Raw genomic sequence first — 17,869 nt, 5'->3', positions numbered from 1 at the left:
GCCGCTTCTCAAAACGAAGCAATCTTCGTAGTGCAGCATATCAGATGTAGCATAAGGTGCAAGCCGCTTTATAAAAATGCGCAATCTGCAAGGCACGGGATCAGCTGCTTTTCCAATTTGGCCGTCCACTGCTGAACATCCGCCTGCACCGGTTCTCGGTTATTTTATCGCCAATTCGCTGGAAAATTTTCCTGGCAAACTTTTGAATGGTTACTTGCCTTTTTCCAAAACGACAAATAAATGCTCTTCATCCGTAATGGTATAATCCAAGGGCGGATTGATCATGGTGTCATCCCTCGATTGGATGCCGATTAAAATTTTTCGCTCTTTCTGCAGCTGCCGGCTCAAATCTTTTACCGTCAAATTCCGCCACTTCGGCTTCACCGGAATAAAGTCAAGATGGTTTTTTTCCTGCTGGTTCAATAACGACAAAAGCGTATCGGACATCCCGTTTGAAATCAGGCTGTTCAGCATGACAAAGCTTGCCTGTGTATTTGCCTGGATCACTTCATCCGCGCCCGCCCGCTTGGCATTTACTACCTGGTCGGCTGTCTGGATTTCCACAATACAATATGCATCCGGGTTCAAGCCTTTGACAGCAAGCAGTGTCAGGACTGCGCCCATGTCTGCTTCCGTCTCCGTTTTATGCTGGTCGGACGTGATCAGCACTGCCTTCGCCGCCCGGACATTTGCTTTTTTCAGCGTCTCGTCCTGATACGGCTTTCCTTTTATAAAATACACATTATCATAAGGATAAGGGTTGGATTCAACTGTTTCATCCACCAATACAATGGGCTGCCGCTCTTTTAATTCCATGAGCTGCCCGATTACTTTTCTGGCGCGTTCGTTCCAGCCGATAATGACCATTTGTTTTCCTCCCGTAAACGCCGCTTTTCCTTCCAAAAAAGCGTTTTGCCGTGTAGCCGTTGCACCGGCCAGCGCCACGAAATAGGCAGACAGAATGCCGGCACCCGATAAAATGAGGATGATGCCGATCACCCGGCCCGCCAAAGTGACCGGGTACAAATCCCCGTAACCGACCGTTGCTGTCGTGATGACTGCCCACCAAACACCATCAAACACCGTCGGGAAAGTTTTCGGTTCGACAAAATGGATGGCCAGCCCGAATACAAAGATCACAGCAAGGGCCAGGTTCAATATCCGGACAATGATCGGCCAGCGTAAAAAACGGTAATAAAAGAAATGAAACATACCGTCCACTTCCTTTTTTGGTATCTTCATTAGTATTCCCCGGCCGCAATGCGAAAAAACAAGGCGGCAAACGGGAAACTATTTTTTTAAAAAAATAGTTGCACAATCATTTTTTGCATTGTATAATAACATTGTCGCTGATGAAAAACGGTGATCATGACAAAACGGGGCATTAGCTCAGTTGGGAGAGCGCTACATTCGCATTGTAGAGGTCGGCGGTTCGAATCCGCTATGCTCCATTCCCAACTTTATATCACGGGGCATTAGCTCAGCTGGGAGAGCGCTTGCATGGCATGCAAGAGGTCAGCGGTTCGAACCCGCTATGCTCCATCACACAAAACGTCCACCCTGTTACAGGTTTGGGCGTTTTTTCGTATATGCGCCCCTGAGGAAAAATAAAATTAACCCCTGTGAAACTGTCCCGTTGGTGTACGCCATCAGTCAAAAGCGTTGAACTTCCACGGAGGACTGTCCCGATAGCGCGTCCAATTAGACACAAGCCCCAGGTAGAATTGATCCTTCATAAGGCCGATGAAAGACAAAACACCTGCCGAGAGACGACGAACTGTCCTTCATAGGGCTTATGAAAGACAAAACACCGGTCCATGAACGGTGAACTGTCCTTCATAGGGCCGATGAAAGACAAAACACAGGTCCATGAACGCCAAACTGTCTTTCATTAGTTTGATGAAAGACAAAATATGAGCCCGGGAACAAAGAATTGTCCCACTAGAGCCCTCCAATCCGACAAAAGCCGCAAGCTCGGATCCCAGAGCTGCTTTCCCGGCTGCCAAATCCTTTTTTATCATGATCCTGCTTTGCCTCACATATATTTTTACCAAATCTCTGAAGTAAGGAGGTGCGGCCTTGCTTGTCCTTAACGGAAGTGATGTCCTCAAATCGGCCTCCATGCAGGAAATGGTTGCAGCTGTAGAAAAAGCATACCGCATCTATGAAGAAAACGGTTACCGAATGCCGCTGCGCACGCACTTTACCATCCGGAACCACTCCGTCCTTTTCATGCCGTGTAACACAAATGAGACAGCTGGCGCAAAAATCGTCTCCGTTTTCCCGGATAACAAGGACCGGCCGGTGACCCAGGGTGCTATGCTGCTCGTCGACAGCAGGAATGGATCCATGAAAGCACTCATGGACGGTACGGTTTTAACCGGACTTCGGACCGGGGCAATCGGCGGGGCGGCGGCAAAATATCTTGCGCCTGGCGATGCCAAAACAGCCGGGCTTATCGGCACGGGTTACCAAGGGTTGTATCAGCTTGCCGGTGTTTGCACCGCACGCAACATCGAAAACATTTTTTTATTCAACCGGACACCTTCTAACATTCCTCCATTTATTCGCCGGTTCAAAACGTTCATTCCAAATATCCCGGTCCATACAGCCAAATCCGCCCGTGCGCTTGCCGAAAACGCCGATATCCTCATTACGGCAACATCATCTGCCACACCTGTACTGCCGGAAGAAGACCTTTACGACGGAAAGCTTGTCATCGGCATCGGCTCATACCAGCCGCATATGCGCGAATTTCCTGATGCACTTCTGAAAAACTTGAAATCAATATATATCGACTCGCACGATGCCGCAAAGGAAAGTGGGGATGTGGACAGCCGGCTTGAAACCATTCCGTTTTCCAAAATTGTCACGCAAAAAGTAAAGCCGGATCCAAACACGCTACAGGTTTTTAAATCAACGGGCATGGCCCTGTTTGACCTGGTGGCTGCAGAAACGGTTTACGAAAAAGCCATACAGCTCGGGATCGGGCAAATGCTCGATTTTTAAAGGGGGAACAGCGCATGGAAAAATATTTGAATTACATTGACGGCGAGTGGTGCAAACCGTCAACGGGAAAATTTGCCCCGGTTGTAAATCCTGCAAACAGGAAAACATTGGGCGAAGTGGCGCAGTCCGAAGCACCGGACCTTGACCGCGCCGTCCAGGCTGCCAAAAGCGCGCAAAGCATGTGGCGGCTCGTTCCGGCACCTGAGCGCGCAAACTATTTATACAAAGTCGGAGAACTGTTAAAACAAAGAAAAGAACAGATCGCGCGCACGCTTACAAGCGAAATGGGCAAGGTGATCGATGAAGCGCGCGGGGAAGTGCAGGAAGCGATCGACATGGCATTTTACATGGCAGGGGAAGGGAGACGCCAATTCGGTGATACCGTGCCATCTGAGCTGCAAAATAAATTTGCGATGAGCATCCGTGTGCCGGTTGGCGTTGCCGGGCTGATCACGCCGTGGAATTTTCCGATCGCCATTGCTTCCTGGAAATCACTGCCGGCGCTTGTAACGGGGAATGCGGTGATTTGGAAGCCAGCTACGGAAACGCCGGCCACAGCATGCGCATTTGTAAAAATTTATGAAGAAGCGGGACTCCCAAAAGGGCTTGTCAATCTTGTCCACGGCTCCGGTTCCGTGATTGGCGGAGCGATGGTGGAACATCCGGGCATCGGCCTCATCTCTTTTACCGGCTCGAATGAAGTCGGGCGTAAAATCAATGAACGGGCAGGCGGCCTTCTGAAACGGACTTCGCTTGAAATGGGCGGGAAGAACGCAGTGATTGTCATGGACGATGCGGATCTTGATCTAGCGGTGGACGGCATCCTTTGGGGTGCATTTGGCACGAGCGGGCAAAGATGCACGGCTACAAGCCGGGTCATTGTCCATGAAAAGATCAAAGATGCACTAGAAGAAAAGCTGATCCGGCGAACGGCGGAATTGAAAATCGGCGACGGCCTCGATGAAACGGTGGCAGTCGGCCCGGTTATCAATGCAGAAGCGCTCGACCGCATCCACCAGTATGTTGAAACCGGCAAAAAAGAAGGGGCAAGGCTGCTTACAGGCGGGCGCATTTTGCCGGGAAAAGGATATTACTATGCGCCGACCGTTTTTACGGATGTCAGCCCGGAAATGGTCATTGCACAGGAAGAAATTTTCGGCCCGGTTGTTTCGATCATTCCGGTAGCAGGCCTTGAAGAAGCGATTGCCGTTAACAACAGCGTCACTTTTGGGCTGTCGAGCGGCATTTTTACAAAAGATGTGAATAAAGCTTTTCAGGCGATGCGTGATTTGGATACCGGGATTGTCTACATCAATGCCGGGACGACGGGGGCTGAAATCCATCTCCCGTTCGGCGGGACAAAAGGAACGGGCAACGGGCACCGCGACTCGGGGCCGGCAGCGCTTGATGTATACACGGAATGGAAAGCCGTGTATGTCGATTTCAGCGGGAAACTGCAGCGCGCCCAGATCGACAATCATTAAAGGGGGGATGGGATGAAAAACAAGGCGGATGTGATCATTGTTGGCGGCGGGATTATCGGTTCGAGTGTGGCGTACCATTTGCTCGCGGACGGGTTTACCGGCAGGATCATTGTGTTTGAAAAGGACCCCTCCTATGCATATGCGTCAACCCCGCGGAGCGCAGGCGGCATCCGGCAGCTTTTTACAACGGGGATTAATATTAAAATGAGCCGGTACAGCCTTAAAGCCTATCAAAATTTCACCCGTAACATGGCCATCGGGAACGAAACTTTTGAAATCGATTTGAAACAGCGCGGATACTTATTTCTAGCGGCAGAAAAAATGAGGCCGCTTTTTGAAAAGCAGTTAAAGCTCCAGCACCAAAACGGCGTCTTATCTGAATGGCTTGGGAAAACAGAGCTTGTGGCGCTCATTCCTGAATTAATCACGCGTGATCTTGCAGGCGGGCTGTACTGTGCGGAAAGCGGGTATTTGGACCCGTACACGGCGATGCAAGGGTTTATAAAAAATGCGAAACATCTCGGCGCGGAATATATTTATGAAGAAGCGGACTGCTTTTTGGCGGAAGAGGGCCGGATAAAAGGCGTGCGGATCAAAGATGGCCGGGCGTTTTTTGCGCCTGTTGTCGTGAACTGTGCGGGCGCCTGGGCTTCCGGATTGAGCAGCAAAGCCGGATTGCCGCTTCCGGTTATACCGGTACCGCGGCGGATTTTTATGTTTGATGTGGAAAAACCGCTTGCAAAACCGTTGCCGCTGACGATGGATCCGACTGGTGTCTATTTCCGGCACGAGGGGCGCAAAATCATTGCCGGATACGGGGAAGAGGAAAAGCCGGCGATCGACTTCAGCTGGAAGCGGTCCGAATTTGAAGAGCAGATTTGGCCTGTTCTTGCGCAGCGCATCCCGAATTTTGAAAAGGTAAAAGTCGAACGCGGCTGGGCCGGCCTTTATGACTACAATACTGCCGACCATAATGCCATCATCGGCGAGCATCCGGAAATGAAAGGGTATTTTGCCGCGTTCGGGTTCAGCGGGCACGGTATGCAGCAGGCGCCGGCCGTCGGAAAGGGGCTGTCGGAGCTGATCCGGACCGGAAAGTATGAAACCATTGATCTTACACCGCTCCGGGTCGAACGGTTTGCGGAAAACGACCTTGTTACAGAAGATGCCATTTATTAAAAGGGCATCTTCTGTTTTTGCCAAATTTTCCAAACCACATGTTATAGTTATAATAACGGAGAGGGAGGGAATACAATGGAGAAACATTACGATGTTATTGTCGTTGGTGCCGGTTCAATGGGAATGGCAGCCGGTTATTTTCTGGCAAGCCAGGGTGTAAAAACGCTTTTGCTGGATGCTTTTGACCCGCCGCATACATCCGGCAGCCACCACGGCGAAACGAGAATCATCCGCCATGCCTACGGAGAAGGGCGGGATTACGTGCCGCTCGTGTTGCGGGCGCAAACGCTTTGGGATGAACTGGAAAAGGCCTCCGGAGAAAAGATTTTTGCCAAAACCGGCGTCCTCAGTTTCAGCCCGGAGGATCATGCGGCCTTTTTAAACGAAGCAGTCGAAAGCGCAAATACATACAACCTCCCGATTGAAACGATGGCCGGCGTGGAAGTGGAAAAACGCTGGCCCGGCATTTCGCTTCCCGCGGGCTACCGTGCCATTTATGAACCGGATGCCGGCGTCCTGTTTCCGGAAAACTGCATCCGCGCCTGCCGTAAACTGGCGGAAGCAAAGGGTGCGCGCCTGCTTGCCAATACCCAGGTTACAGATCTGAAAACCGACGGCCGGACTGTCACTGTTGTAACAGAAAGCGGCACATTCACCGCTGAAAAATGCATTGTCAGCGGCGGTGCGTGGAACGGGAAACTGCTTGAAAACTTAGGGCTCAATTTGCCGCTTCAGCCGGTCCGGAAAACGGTCGGCTGGTTTGAAGCGGACGAAGCGCTGTTCAATGCAGATGTGTTTCCGGCTTTTACAATGGACGGATACGAAGGAACATACTACGGTTTTCCAAGTTTTAATGGAAGCGGCGTGAAAGTCGGGCGCCATGACGGCGGGCAGGCGGCAGACCCTGATACAATGAACCGGGAATTTGGCGCATACCGTGAAGACGAAGGAGATATCCGGGCCTTTTTGAAAACATACATGCGGGGGGCAGCCGGCCGCTTAAAAAAGGGAAAAGTATGCTTGTACACCAATACGCCGGATGAACATTTCATCATCGATACCCATCCTGTATATCCCAATGTGGCCATAGCCGCAGGATTTTCAGGACACGGCTTTAAATTTGCAAGCAGTGTCGGAGAGATGCTCAGCCAAATGGTGTTAAAAGAAAATGCCGAATGCCCATTGCCGCTTTTTTCAATTAACCGGGCGGCTCTTGCATGATCATCATCGCAGCGTACACAGCCGGACAGAAAAAAATAGTTTTTTTCATGAAGGAGGAAAAATGTTTTTATCGTATCCGATTTTATCCGCTTTACTTGGAATGCTTGTAGCACAAATCATAAAAGTGCCCATTCATTTCATCACATCAGGGAAATTTGACTGGAGAATGGCGTTCAGTACAGGCGGAATGCCCAGTTCGCATACCTCGATGGTCATTGCCCTTACAACGGCGATCGGGCTGACTTCCGGATTCGGTTCCAATGCCTTTGCCATCAGCATCGTGTTTTCATCCATTGTCATTTACGATGCCACCGGTGTGCGCAGGCAGGCCGGCTTCCATGCAGAAGTGCTGAACCGCCTGCTCGCCGACTTTAACCGCCTCATGGAGACAATGAAAGATCCGGAGACAACAAATGCGGAATCCCGGCAGAAACTGAAAGAACTTTTAGGGCATAAACCGGCAGAAGTATTTTTCGGGATCATTACGGGCATCCTCACTGCCGTGTTGGCATTCATATTTTATCCGTTTTAAAATCGCAAAAAAAGAAAGGCGGCGAAAAGAGACAACGCCATTAAAAAAGTGATTTTGTATTACCGTGCATACAACATATAGAATGCAAAAAGACGTTGAAACACAAATAGCAGGAGTGTGTCAACGTCTTTTTTATTTTTGCAGTGCTTTTTCAGTGGCTTCAAAGAGACAACGCCGCCTTTTAAATTGGGCTTGGAAAGGATGCCAAACATGATTTTAGGAAAAGCTCTGCGCACCTTCAACATGCGGATGGCCGGGGCCGGATGCGTCAATAAACGTTATCCCCGCAGCAGCGATTCCGTCCCGTCGATATAGATGTCTGTGCCGCTAATATGGCTGGAATCGTCCGATGCAAGGAACAAAACGAGATCGGCAACTTGTTCCGGTTTTCCCGGCCCTTCGGAAAGCGGCTGGTCGCCCTCCGGAAATTCAACCGGAATTTGCACTTTCTCGAGCGCTTCCGTACGGTTCGTGTTTTGCTCGATTTTTGTTTCAATCGCTCCTGGGCAAACGGCATTGACCCGGATTTTATAGCGGGCAAGTTCCAAAGCCGCCATTTTCATAAACGCTACCTGCCCTGCTTTTGAACTGCTGTAGGCGGACATGCCGATGTTCGAAAAAATACGGTTGCCGTTGATCGAGCTCGTGATGATGATACTGCCGCCCCTATTTTTCATATGCGGGATTGCATATTTTGTCAGGAGAAAAGTCCCTTTTAAATTGGTCGACAACGTTTTTTCCCAGTCATCCGGGGTCAAGTCTTCAATCGGTGCCACGGTCCCGTTAATGCCGGCATTGGAGAACACGATGTCGAGTCGGTCCCATTCCCTGACTGTCTTGTCAACAGCCGTTTTCACCTGTTCCGGATCAGCGACATCGACTTCCAAAGCCATCACTTCCCCGCCATTTTGTTCAATCCGTCTTTTGACCTCATCCGCCCGTTTCTGTTCAATATCCATTACGCAAACTTTTGCGCCTTCTGCAGCCAGTTTCAAGGCGGACGCTTCCCCGATGCCGGAACCGCCGCCGGTTATAATCGCTACTTTATCTTTCAATCTCATCTTCACTTACTCCTCTCCGATGGAATACGACAGTAGTTTACCCGTTCTTCAACTGTTTGTAACAAACAGTTGAAGAAGGTTGTTGAAAAAGAGAAGCCGGGGACCATTCGATTGGGTGTTTTCCCGGGGCAAATGGGCACGCGCTGCCGTTTATGAATAAGACATTAGCGTTCGGAAAAACGGCCGTTTCCATGCACCGGAGCAATGCCGGTTCTTTGTTTTTCTCCTCTTTTCCATGTAATATGAATATAGAATATTTTTCTAGACAGATTGGTTTAAAGGGGGGGATGATATGATCGGAAATGTCGCCGTTGTCATTCCGGCACTGAATCCGGAAGCGCAGCTCGTCCATTATGCCGATCGCCTGCTCGCAAAAGGAGCGGCGCGGATTATTGTCGTGGACGATGGAAGCAGTCCGGCATGTGCGCCGATTTTTCAGATGCTGTCGCAAAAAGAGAGATGCACCGTGCTCCATCATCCGGCGAACCGCGGGAAGGGGCGTGCGCTGAAAACAGCTTTTGCCCATATTTTGGCGCATCACGGCAGCCTTTCCGGTGTGGTCACAGCAGATTGTGACGGCCAGCACAGTCCGGAAGATGTTGAAAAAATGGCAGCAAGCCTCCGGCAACATCCGCACAGCATCATTCTCGGCGCACGGGATTTTAGCCTGGAGCATGTGCCGCCCAAAAGCCGGTTCGGCAATCGTTTGACAAGCTTTCTCTTTAAAGCCCTGTACGGCGCAGAGATCGGCGATACGCAGACAGGCTTGCGCGGCATCCCGAAGCAGGAGCTCGGCTGGCTGCTGGCGCTGAAAGGCGAACGGTTTGAGTATGAAATGAACATGCTCATTTATGCAAGAAAAATGAACGTAAAAATCCGGGAAGTGCCGATCCGCACCATTTATTTTAACCGCAACGAAGGTACCCATTACCGGCCGGTTAAAGATTCGTTGAAAATCTTCCGTAAAATCATATCCGGGCTTTTTTATTATGCTTTTCCCGCACTGATCTTTTTAATCGCAGATATACTCAGTTTCTCGCTTTTATACCGGTATGTCCTGGCAGGGATTCCGCATGTATGGAAAGTGCTCGCGGCCACTGCTGCCTCACAGGTGGTTGCCTTTGCCGTCTTTCTTATGGTCAAATACAGGCTTTTAAAATGGAAACGATTTTTAGTCCGGTACTTGATGGCATGCCTGTTGTTCATCGTGGTCTCTTTCTTATTCATCGAAGCCGGATCCGGTCTGCTTCAATTTGATCCCGTGCTGGCAAAAACGATTGCAAGCCTTTTTCTTGCCCTTTTCTTCTACCAGCTCCAGCTTCATTGGGGGATCTTTTCCGGCTATCCGGAACAGGGGCAACTGGCAGGGGAGAGGCGCCATGGCTAAAGGTTACGGACTATTTTTTAAATCAGTGCGCCAACTTGTGCGTTTCGTTTATCCGTCCTACAAAGCGCAAATTTCCGGGGAAATTGCCGGACCGGCTGTTTATGTTTCACATCATCGCAATTTATTCGGCCCGTTTGTTACATTGCTTTGGTATCCGGAATTTATCCGCACCTGGATTTTGCACGTTTTTCTTGACCGAAAATCTTGCAGCAGGCAATACGCCGATTACACGTTCACAAAAAGATTCGGCTTCCCGCGGGCTTTGGCGAACCCGGCCGCCTTTTTTCTGTCATTCGGAATCACGAAGCTGCTGAAATCCGGGAGAGGCATTCCCGTTTTCCGGAGCTCGCGCAAAATCATCCGGACGTTTCAGGAAAGCGTCGAAGCATTAAAGAACGGGGAGAGCATCGCCATTTATCCCGATATTGACTACACAGACAACGCGGCGGGTGTAAAAGGGATGTACGAGGGTTTCCTGTATTTGGAAAAATATTTTTACAAAGCAACCGGCCGCCACGTCCAGTTTGTCCCTTTGTACGCCAGCAAGACGAAACGATTGCTTGTTACAGGCACGCCGGTTTTTTTCCGGGAAGGGGAAGATTTCCGGACGGAGAAGGAAGTGGTATATGAAAAATTGCACAAGGCATTGAACCGGCTCGCAGCGCAGTACGGCGAATAGCAGGCAAAAAAACGGCAGGGGCATGCTCCGCCGTTTTTTACTGCAAAATGAATTCTGTTCCGTCGCTATAGATGCCTTCCGTTTCGGCTTTGGTCCTAAAGCCGGGCCAGCCCCCAATATCAAAAATTTTCAAAAACAACGAATTCTAGCCCCTGCCTAAAGCTTTTGCGGGATGGTTCCGATATCTAATAAGTGAGAATGTACAACGAAGGGGAGACAGCATTGAAAAAGCAAAAGAAATTCATTCCGCTCACCGTCAAATGGGGCGGCCTGATTTGCGCCGCCATTTTGATATCCATTTTGGCGACGGTCGGACTGGAATATGCCACCACAAGCCATCTGTTAAAAACGAAAAACCGCGATGTTAATCAAATGGTTGCAAACGAAGCGGCATCGCAGGTCGAAGCAGGGCTTGCAAAATACGAAACGTCGCTTGACGAGCTGGCAGGCCTTGTCGAAACGGATCTCCAGCGGAAAAACAAGATGCAGGATATTGAAGCCAAAATCAAATCGGTCCAGACACGGAACAAGCAACTCGTTTCCGCTTATTATATGGATTTCCAGACCGGGAAACTCCATATTTCCCCGTATGCGAAGCTTGATCTGGACGTGCGCAATACGAATACATACCGCTATTTGCAGAAAAAGCCGCAACTGCAGTGGATGGATATTTACAAAGACAAGGTGACAGGCGCCATTATGACGTCTGTTGTCGCGCCGGTTTTTTCCGGCGGAAAGATGGCAGGTGCCGTTGGATATGACATCAATTTATCCGAAATAGGCAAGATCCGGGCAGACATCGAACACGATTCAAACAACAAACTTGCGATTTTCGATGCGAAGGGCGTGATCGTGACGTCGTTTTTAAAAAACGGCGACGGGAAAAATGCCAAGCCAGCAAACAGCGGAAAAGTAGAAGGGGTAAAAGATTTTGAAAGCAGCACCCGGCTTGACAAAGATTTTGCTTTTGTCGAAAAGATTTATCGTCAAAAGACAGCGACCGCAACTTTTCACTGGAACGGGGCAGGGTATGATGTCTATGCCACAACGATCCCGAAAACCGGCTGGAAAGTAGCCTCGTTTAACCCGCAGTCCGAGTTCAGCGCCCAGATTGGCAAAATAAAGAAGATGGGCCTTCTTTCAATCGGGATCGGGCTTTTAATCGGCATTGTCTTTGCTGTGTTGATTGCCGGCCGGCTCGTGAAGATTATCAAAAACTTGCAGCAAGTCCTGGCCAAAACGGCGGAAGGGGATCTGGTTACAGCGTTTGCGTTCCGCTCCAATGATGAGATCGGGGAACTGGCCAAAAGTTACAACGCCATGCTTCACAATATGCGCAGCCTGATTGCAAAAGTGAGGGACAGTGTCGACGCCGTGAACAAGTCCACTGCCGGCCTTCGTACGGTGACAAAAGAAAATGAAGCGGCTGTGACGGATGTTTCTAAGGCGGTGGAAGATATCGCGGCAGGCGCAGCCAACCAGTCCGATCATATTGAAACCGGATCAAATGCAATGCGCGATTTGGGCGGCGAAATCGAAAAACTCGCCGCACAATCGCAGGTCATTGAAAGCGCGGTGGATCAAGCAGAAACAGAGATCCAGTCCGGTACAAAACAGGTCGGCAACCTCGAAGCCTCTTATCAAAAACTGGAACAGGCTTTTGAAAAAGTCACATCGATGATGGCCGGTCTGCATGAAAAATCGAAATCAATCGCACAAGTCGCGGATGTGATCACGCAAATCGCAGAACAGACGAATCTATTGTCATTAAATGCCTCGATTGAAGCGGCGCGTGCCGGTGAAAACGGGAAAGGATTTGCCGTAGTGGCCAATGAAGTACGCAGTCTGGCCGAGCAGTCGAAACAGTCGGCAAAGGATATCCGGGCGACGATTGCGGACGTGCTCCAAGACATGAAAGAACTGGTGGACGTCGTGGGGGAAACAAATGAAATCAGCACCGGGCAGAAAAAAGCGGTCAACTCCGTGAGCACTTCGATTGCCGTTTTGGCCGAAGGATTGGAGAAGATGCTCAGCTCAATTAAACAGGAAGCTGAATCGATCCGCTCGATCGGGGAGCAAAAAGATGCCGTTGTCCAAATGATTGAAGACCTGTCCGCCGTTTCCCAGCAAACTGCCGCCGCTTCAGAAGAAATTTCATCTTCCATGGAAGAACAAGCCGCCTCAGCCGGCGAACTCTCCCGCTACACAGAAAAACTGTTCACCCTCACGGAGGAACTGGAGAAGGAGATTGGGGAGTTTACAATTAAAAAATGATACAAGAGGGGAGTGAAAGCCGTGCTTGCACTCCCTGATTTTTGCCTGCTGCATCCAGATGAATAAAATACATTACGGGAACAACAGACGGTTTTTTAGTCCTCTTCCTGTGCAATGGCTTTCGTGTTATAATGATACGTACAAATATCGAAAGGATACTGGATTACGCCACCGCGGCCACCCAGATCACAAATTTTATTTTTCCCAGATATGTACGTAACAATTACTGTTAATTTGTTGAGCATCTTCAGTACTAGAAAAGGAAACTTACATGAATATGAGCAAAAAATACGAAAAAATTAAGCAGGATATTAGAGAAAAAATTTTAACGGAAGAGTACAAAGTAAGTGAAAAATTGCCAACCGAATCAGAACTAATGGAAATGTATCAGGTAAGCCGGTTTACAGTAAGGCGTGCAATTGATGAGCTGGAGAAAGAAAATTTCGTTTACCGTATTCAGGGCGGGGGGATTTTTGTTGACGATTGGAAAGGCAAACCCCAAACCGTCATGAAAAATAAAACAATCGGTTTGATTACAACTTATATATCCGATTATATTTTTCCAAATATCATCACGGGAATTGATAACTATGTATCAAACTATGGATATTCCATTTTGATTACCAACACACAAAACAATCCGGAGAAAGAGCGGAAAAGTTTGTCCAATTTGTTGTCAAATAAAATTTCCGGATTAATCATTGAACCGACAAAAAGCGCATTGAGCAATACCAATAAAAGCATTTACGACAACATCAAATCACTGGGCATTCCAATGCTGTTTATTAATGCGGTTTACGATGACATGGATATCCCGTACTTGGTCATGGATGATCTAAAAACCGGGGAAATGGTCACAGACTATTTAATTTCCCTGGGGCATAAAAAAATTGTCGGGATTTTTAAAGTGGACGATAAGCAAGGTATACATCGAATGAACGGTTACATCAAAGCTTTTCAGAAGCACCCTGAGATTTCGAATATGGGTGAAATCATGATGTACCAGACAGAGGAAAACAAAATCAATCTATTTAAAAAACTTCATACAATGCTGTCGCGCCCTGAGTTCGCTCCGACTGCAATTGTTTGCTACAACGATCAACTGGCCATTCAAGTCATGAATTTTGTCAAAGAAATCGGTCTGAATATACCAGATGATCTCTCTGTTATTGGGGTTGATGATTACCAGTTTTCAAAGTTTATCAATCCGGCATTAACGACTGTTCGCCATCCGCAGGAAAAGATGGGGATTGATGCTGGTAAAATGATCATTGATATGCTTAATAAGCAACCAGTCACCTCAAAAATATATGAACCCGAATTGGTAAAAAGGGATTCAGTAAAGCCGCTTGATCATTCAAATGACAATTGGACGGAAAAAAATAGGGAGGAGAAAGCAATCTGTGATAACGATGAGTAATATCATGGATTCTGCCTTTTTTCGAAAACAACTTATGAATAGGCCAAAAGTTTTTGTAATGATATCTGCCTTTAATAGATCATGATTCCGGTAGTCAGATATTCTGAAGCAGCCGGATCCGGTATAAAGTCAACAGGGCTTGCTAAATGGCAAGCCCTGTTGGTTATGCTTCTATTTTTATCTGCCGTTGCCTTCTGCTATCAAATCGACTTTACAGCCATCGACTCAACCGTCAAGCCCGCCTCATATCTTTTTATAAAGGCTTCGTACCCTGAAACGCCTTCAGGTTCCGGGCTTAACGTCATGCTTTCGGGATGGGTGAACACGTTTTGGTCCAAAAAGTCTTCCAGGCTTTGCTTCCCGTTTCCGGATTTTGCATAAACCGCGAGCACGGCCATCCCCCAGGCGCCGCCTTCACCGGCAGTGCTCATCACCGTAATCGGCGTATTTAATGCATTCGCCAATACTTGCTGGCCAATGACCGGCGTTTTAAACAGGCCGCCTTGGGCAATCAGGACATCCGTTTTGATTCCTTCTTCATTTTTCAAAATATCCATCCCGATTTTAAGCGGCGCAAATGCTGCATATAACTGGGCCTGGACAAAATTTGCCAATGTAAAGGCACTGTCCGGTTTCCTGACAAACAGCGGGCGCCCGGCCGGCATTTTTGTAATGTTTTCACCTGACAAATAACTGTAATTGAGCAAGCCGCCTGCATCCGGATCCGCTTTTGCAGCCACCAAAAATAGCGTTTCATATAAACGGTCTGCCGGCAAGTCAACACCGAGTCGTTCAGCAAATTGTTTAAACAGGTTTGCCCATGCATTAATGTCAGACGAGCAGTTGTTGATATGGACCATCGCTACGGGCGCCCCGCTCGGCGTTGTGACAATATCAATATCCCGGTACACTTTTTCAAGCGGCTGATCCAGCACGATCATCGAAAATGCCGAGGTGCCGACGGATATATTTCCGGTTCGTTTGCGCACACTGTTTGTGCACACCATCCCGGTTCCGGCATCCCCCTCAGGCGGAGCCATCAAACTGCCTGCCTGAAGATTTCCGTTTACATCCAATAATGCCGCTCCTTCGGGTGTTAAAGTACCCGCATATTCGCCGGCTTTTAATACTTTTGGCAGCACTTTCCTGATATGCCATGGATAGGGCGCCACATTTTCAAGCCGGTCAAACGTATCAAGAAAATCTTTCCGATATGTGCCTGTCTCTTCATCCACCGGAAAAACACCGGATGCATCGCCAATCCCTAACACCTTTTCTCCGGATAATTTCCAGTGCACATAACCAGCCAAAGTGGTGATAAAGCGAATATCCTTTACATGGGGCTCCCGATTTAAAATCGCCTGGTAAAGGTGGGCAATGCTCCATCGTTGCGGAATATTAAATTGGAATCGTTCAGTCAATTCATCCGCCGCTTGTTCGGTGATGTTATTGCGCCATGTCCGGAAAGGAACGAGCAGCTCTCCGTTTTCTGCGAAAGCCAAATACCCGTGCATCATAGCGCTTACACCGATGGCACTGATTTTTGTCAAAGTGGTATGGTATTTCCCCTGGACGTCCGCCGCAATTTGGGCATAGCTTCTTTGAATCCCTTCCCACACTTCTTCCAACGAATACGTCCAGATGCCGTTTTCAAATTTGTTTTCCCAAACATAGCCGCCGGATGCGATCGTTTCAAAATCGTCCGTGACAAGTACGGCCTTTATCCGGGTTGACCCCAGTTCGATGCCTAATGAGACATTTCCTTGTTTAATCGCTTTAGAAGTATCCACTAAATTCATTTTTATTTACCTCCGTCTCATATGTGTAAGTGGGCACCTTTTTTTTCAACAGTTTTTTCTTCCCCAAATTTTTCAATTTCTTCCAAGGTATGTCCCTGGGTTTCAGGTACGCGGGTCCGAATAAACAAAACACCAAGCAAACATATCACGCCGAAAATTGCAAAAACAGCTTCTTGGGACATGGAAGCAGTCATGATTGGGAACAGCAGCCCAACCAGGAAAGAACCAATCCAGTTAAAAGAGGAAGCTAATCCTGATGCGCGTCCGCGAATGACAAGCGGGAAAATTTCCCCAACGATTACCCAGGTTAAAGGAGCCCACGTGAAGGAATAAAGAGCTACATAGATGCTTAAAAACGCAACGATCATCATCGGGTTTGCATTTGGAATGAGCAAATTCAAAATGGCTGGCAAAATAAAGGACAGGCCCATAATGGTTCCGCCTACTGTCAACAAAGTCCGGCGTTTAAATTTATCAGCAATCCATAAGAAGACGAGTGAGCCCAATACGAGAATGATCCCTTGAATAATCGGCCACATCAATGCAGAACTGGCTGCATGCCCTGTTGCTTTTTCTACAATTAAAGGAATATAGTAAAAAATAGCATTTGCGCCCTGAAATTGTTGGAAAGCCGCAACGCCCACACCGGCAATGACTAAATAACGGTATTTGCCGCTAAATAAAGTACCCCATGATGCTTTTTGATTTGCCTGTTTTTCTTCTCTGGCAGTCTCTTGAATTTGTTTGATTTCAGCATCAATTGCCTCTTTTTTAGCGCGAATATAGCTCAAAACCTTGCGTGCTTCCTCAAGTTTATTGTTCTTTATTAAAAAGCGCGGTGATTCCGGCAACTTTAACACACCAAAGAATAAGATCAATGCTGGTACCGCTGCCAAACTAAGCATCAACCGCCAAGCCAACGTTTCCGGCAAACCTTTTAATAAATAATCGACAATGTAAGAAAGTAGCATTCCCGATACAATCATGGTTTGGTTAATCCCTGACAAACGTCCGCGCAAACGTGCAGGCGCCATTTCGGACATATAAGCCGGGACCAGTGCAGAAGCAGCACCAACCGCTAATCCTAATAACATCCGGACGATGATTAAAAAGTATTGCCCGTTATGAGGGGATATGCCAGATAAAACCGATCCAACAACAAAAATTAAAGCTGAAATTAAAATCATTTTTCGCCGGCCCAAACGGTCGGAAAGTTGCCCCGCCAGAGCGCCGCCGAATATAGCACCGAACATTACAGCAGAGGTAATCCATCCAATAACGCCTGCACTGTTTTGAAGGTTCCAGTCATGTTCCAGGAATGGCAAAGCGCCTGTCATTACCCCAATATCATAGCCAAATAGAATGCCGCCAAAAGCCCCGAAAAAGTAAATGAATCCACTTGAGATTTTCTTTTCACCAACCATTAAAGTTCCCTCCTTGATGTTTCAGCCTTATTTTCTTCTTGCTGATGGCTTCTTTCTTTGTGAGCGGTATCATTTTAGAAAAAAAGCGTTTTCATGCTGCAAGTACATGCTAGCACATTTATACCTATAAATCAACAACAAAAATATTTGTACTGATAAACGAGGGAGAATAACATTTCCCTGCGTCTTTCTTAACCGCTTTCCCGCTTATTATTGCGCTATTGATAGATGAAAGAATAGCAGGCAAGAGTACCTAATTATGTATTTTTTGTGTCAGTATGGATAGTGAAAAAACCTCGAAAGCCGTGGTATAAACCATTCTTTTCCTTCCAGTGAAAAACACATTTATACATATAAATATTTTTGTGTTGACTTATACTGATAATTGATATAGTATTCT

At 47.9% G+C, this 17,869-nt stretch carries 13 protein-coding genes and 2 tRNA genes; 11 read left to right on the top strand and 4 right to left on the bottom strand.

The features are described 5' to 3' along the window. Positions 1-210 precede the first annotated feature (210 nt). Positions 211-1,212, bottom strand: a complete 1,002-nt coding sequence (locus tag NST70_RS11730) for a potassium channel family protein (protein WP_258922260.1) — start codon at positions 1,210-1,212, stop codon at positions 211-213. 166 nt (positions 1,213-1,378) lie between these two features. Between NST70_RS11730 and NST70_RS11725 the strand changes: the two genes are divergently transcribed. The 7 genes from NST70_RS11725 to NST70_RS11695 all read left to right on the top strand — a co-directional run bounded on the left by NST70_RS11725 (position 1,379) and on the right by NST70_RS11695 (position 7,425). Beyond that, positions 1,379-1,451, top strand: a tRNA-Ala gene (locus NST70_RS11725). Positions 1,452-1,469: 18 nt separating this feature from the next. Next, positions 1,470-1,542, top strand: a tRNA-Ala gene (locus tag NST70_RS11720). A 537-nt stretch (positions 1,543-2,079) separates the two neighbouring features. Next, entirely contained in the window at positions 2,080-3,009 is a 930-nt protein-coding gene (locus tag NST70_RS11715; protein ID WP_342475143.1) for an ornithine cyclodeaminase family protein, read from the top strand. A 14-nt stretch (positions 3,010-3,023) separates the two neighbouring features. Next, complete coding sequence (locus tag NST70_RS11710) at positions 3,024-4,493, top strand: aldehyde dehydrogenase family protein (protein ID WP_258921254.1); 1,470 nt, start codon at positions 3,024-3,026, stop codon at positions 4,491-4,493. A 12-nt stretch (positions 4,494-4,505) separates the two neighbouring features. Further along, the gene (locus tag NST70_RS11705) at positions 4,506-5,672 is read left to right on the top strand and encodes an FAD-binding oxidoreductase (RefSeq protein ID WP_342475142.1); all 1,167 of its coding nucleotides are present in this window, start codon (positions 4,506-4,508) and stop codon (positions 5,670-5,672) included. Positions 5,673-5,747: 75 nt separating this feature from the next. Next, positions 5,748-6,893 (top strand): N-methyl-L-tryptophan oxidase, encoded by a 1,146-nt coding sequence (gene solA / locus NST70_RS11700; protein WP_342475141.1) that lies wholly within the window; start codon positions 5,748-5,750, stop codon positions 6,891-6,893. Between the two features lie 61 nt (positions 6,894-6,954). After that, positions 6,955-7,425 (top strand): divergent PAP2 family protein, encoded by a 471-nt coding sequence (locus tag NST70_RS11695; RefSeq protein WP_017554802.1) that lies wholly within the window; start codon positions 6,955-6,957, stop codon positions 7,423-7,425. Between the two features lie 278 nt (positions 7,426-7,703). Here the strand turns inward: NST70_RS11695 and NST70_RS11690 are convergent, their stop codons facing one another. Continuing rightward, the gene (locus NST70_RS11690; protein ID WP_342475140.1) at positions 7,704-8,486 is read right to left on the bottom strand and encodes an SDR family NAD(P)-dependent oxidoreductase; all 783 of its coding nucleotides are present in this window, start codon (positions 8,484-8,486) and stop codon (positions 7,704-7,706) included. Between the two features lie 292 nt (positions 8,487-8,778). Between NST70_RS11690 and NST70_RS11685 the strand changes: the two genes are divergently transcribed. The 4 genes from NST70_RS11685 (at position 8,779) to NST70_RS11670 (ending at position 14,246) form a co-directional block, all read left to right on the top strand. Next, positions 8,779-9,873, top strand: coding sequence for a glycosyltransferase family 2 protein (locus tag NST70_RS11685; protein WP_342475138.1), 1,095 nt, complete (start codon positions 8,779-8,781; stop codon positions 9,871-9,873). After that, positions 9,866-10,552, top strand: a complete 687-nt coding sequence (locus NST70_RS11680; RefSeq protein ID WP_013860083.1) for a glycerol acyltransferase — start codon at positions 9,866-9,868, stop codon at positions 10,550-10,552. The genes NST70_RS11685 and NST70_RS11680 overlap by 8 nt, the downstream gene beginning before the upstream one ends. 222 nt (positions 10,553-10,774) lie before the next feature. Next, positions 10,775-12,826: a methyl-accepting chemotaxis protein gene (locus tag NST70_RS11675; protein ID WP_342475135.1), complete on the top strand. Its 2,052-nt coding sequence runs from the start codon at positions 10,775-10,777 to the stop codon at positions 12,824-12,826. A gap of 271 nt (positions 12,827-13,097) precedes the next feature. Then, positions 13,098-14,246 carry a GntR family transcriptional regulator gene (locus NST70_RS11670; RefSeq protein WP_017550982.1) on the top strand — a complete coding sequence of 383 codons (1,149 nt, stop codon included), beginning with the start codon at positions 13,098-13,100 and terminating at the stop codon, positions 14,244-14,246. A 200-nt stretch (positions 14,247-14,446) separates the two neighbouring features. Here NST70_RS11670 and NST70_RS11665 read toward each other — a convergent pair whose 3' ends face one another. Together NST70_RS11665 and NST70_RS11660 are read right to left on the bottom strand one after the other, a co-directional pair. Continuing rightward, positions 14,447-16,045: an FGGY-family carbohydrate kinase gene (locus NST70_RS11665; RefSeq protein WP_342475133.1), complete on the bottom strand. Its 1,599-nt coding sequence runs from the start codon at positions 16,043-16,045 to the stop codon at positions 14,447-14,449. A 17-nt stretch (positions 16,046-16,062) separates the two neighbouring features. Continuing rightward, positions 16,063-17,469, bottom strand: coding sequence for a sugar porter family MFS transporter (locus NST70_RS11660; RefSeq protein ID WP_342475132.1), 1,407 nt, complete (start codon positions 17,467-17,469; stop codon positions 16,063-16,065). Between the last annotated feature and the right edge of the window lie 400 nt (positions 17,470-17,869).

The organism is Weizmannia sp. FSL K6-0777, assembly GCF_038593185.1.
GTDB classification, from domain to species: domain Bacteria; phylum Bacillota; class Bacilli; order Bacillales; family Bacillaceae_C; genus Weizmannia; species Weizmannia faecalis.
Note: the sequence above shows the minus strand (reverse complement) of the source record. Positions and strands in the feature narration are given on the sequence as shown.

Bases quoted from the DNA above. Each gene is read 5' to 3' on its own strand.
- NST70_RS11730 (WP_258922260.1), bottom strand. From the start codon at position 1,212: ATGTTTCATTTCTTTTATTACCGTTTTTTACGCTGGCCGATCATTGTC.
- NST70_RS11710 (WP_258921254.1), top strand. From the start codon at position 3,024: ATGGAAAAATATTTGAATTACATTGACGGCGAGTGGTGCAAACCGTCA.
- NST70_RS11705 (WP_342475142.1), top strand. From the start codon at position 4,506: ATGAAAAACAAGGCGGATGTGATCATTGTTGGCGGCGGGATTATCGGT.
- solA (WP_342475141.1), top strand. From the start codon at position 5,748: ATGGAGAAACATTACGATGTTATTGTCGTTGGTGCCGGTTCAATGGGA.
- NST70_RS11695 (WP_017554802.1), top strand. From the start codon at position 6,955: ATGTTTTTATCGTATCCGATTTTATCCGCTTTACTTGGAATGCTTGTA.
- NST70_RS11690 (WP_342475140.1), bottom strand. From the start codon at position 8,486: ATGAGATTGAAAGATAAAGTAGCGATTATAACCGGCGGCGGTTCCGGC.
- NST70_RS11685 (WP_342475138.1), top strand. From the start codon at position 8,779: ATGATCGGAAATGTCGCCGTTGTCATTCCGGCACTGAATCCGGAAGCG.
- NST70_RS11680 (WP_013860083.1), top strand. From the start codon at position 9,866: ATGGCTAAAGGTTACGGACTATTTTTTAAATCAGTGCGCCAACTTGTG.
- NST70_RS11670 (WP_017550982.1), top strand. From the start codon at position 13,098: ATGAATATGAGCAAAAAATACGAAAAAATTAAGCAGGATATTAGAGAA.
- NST70_RS11665 (WP_342475133.1), bottom strand. From the start codon at position 16,045: ATGAATTTAGTGGATACTTCTAAAGCGATTAAACAAGGAAATGTCTCA.
- NST70_RS11660 (WP_342475132.1), bottom strand. From the start codon at position 17,469: ATGGTTGGTGAAAAGAAAATCTCAAGTGGATTCATTTACTTTTTCGGG.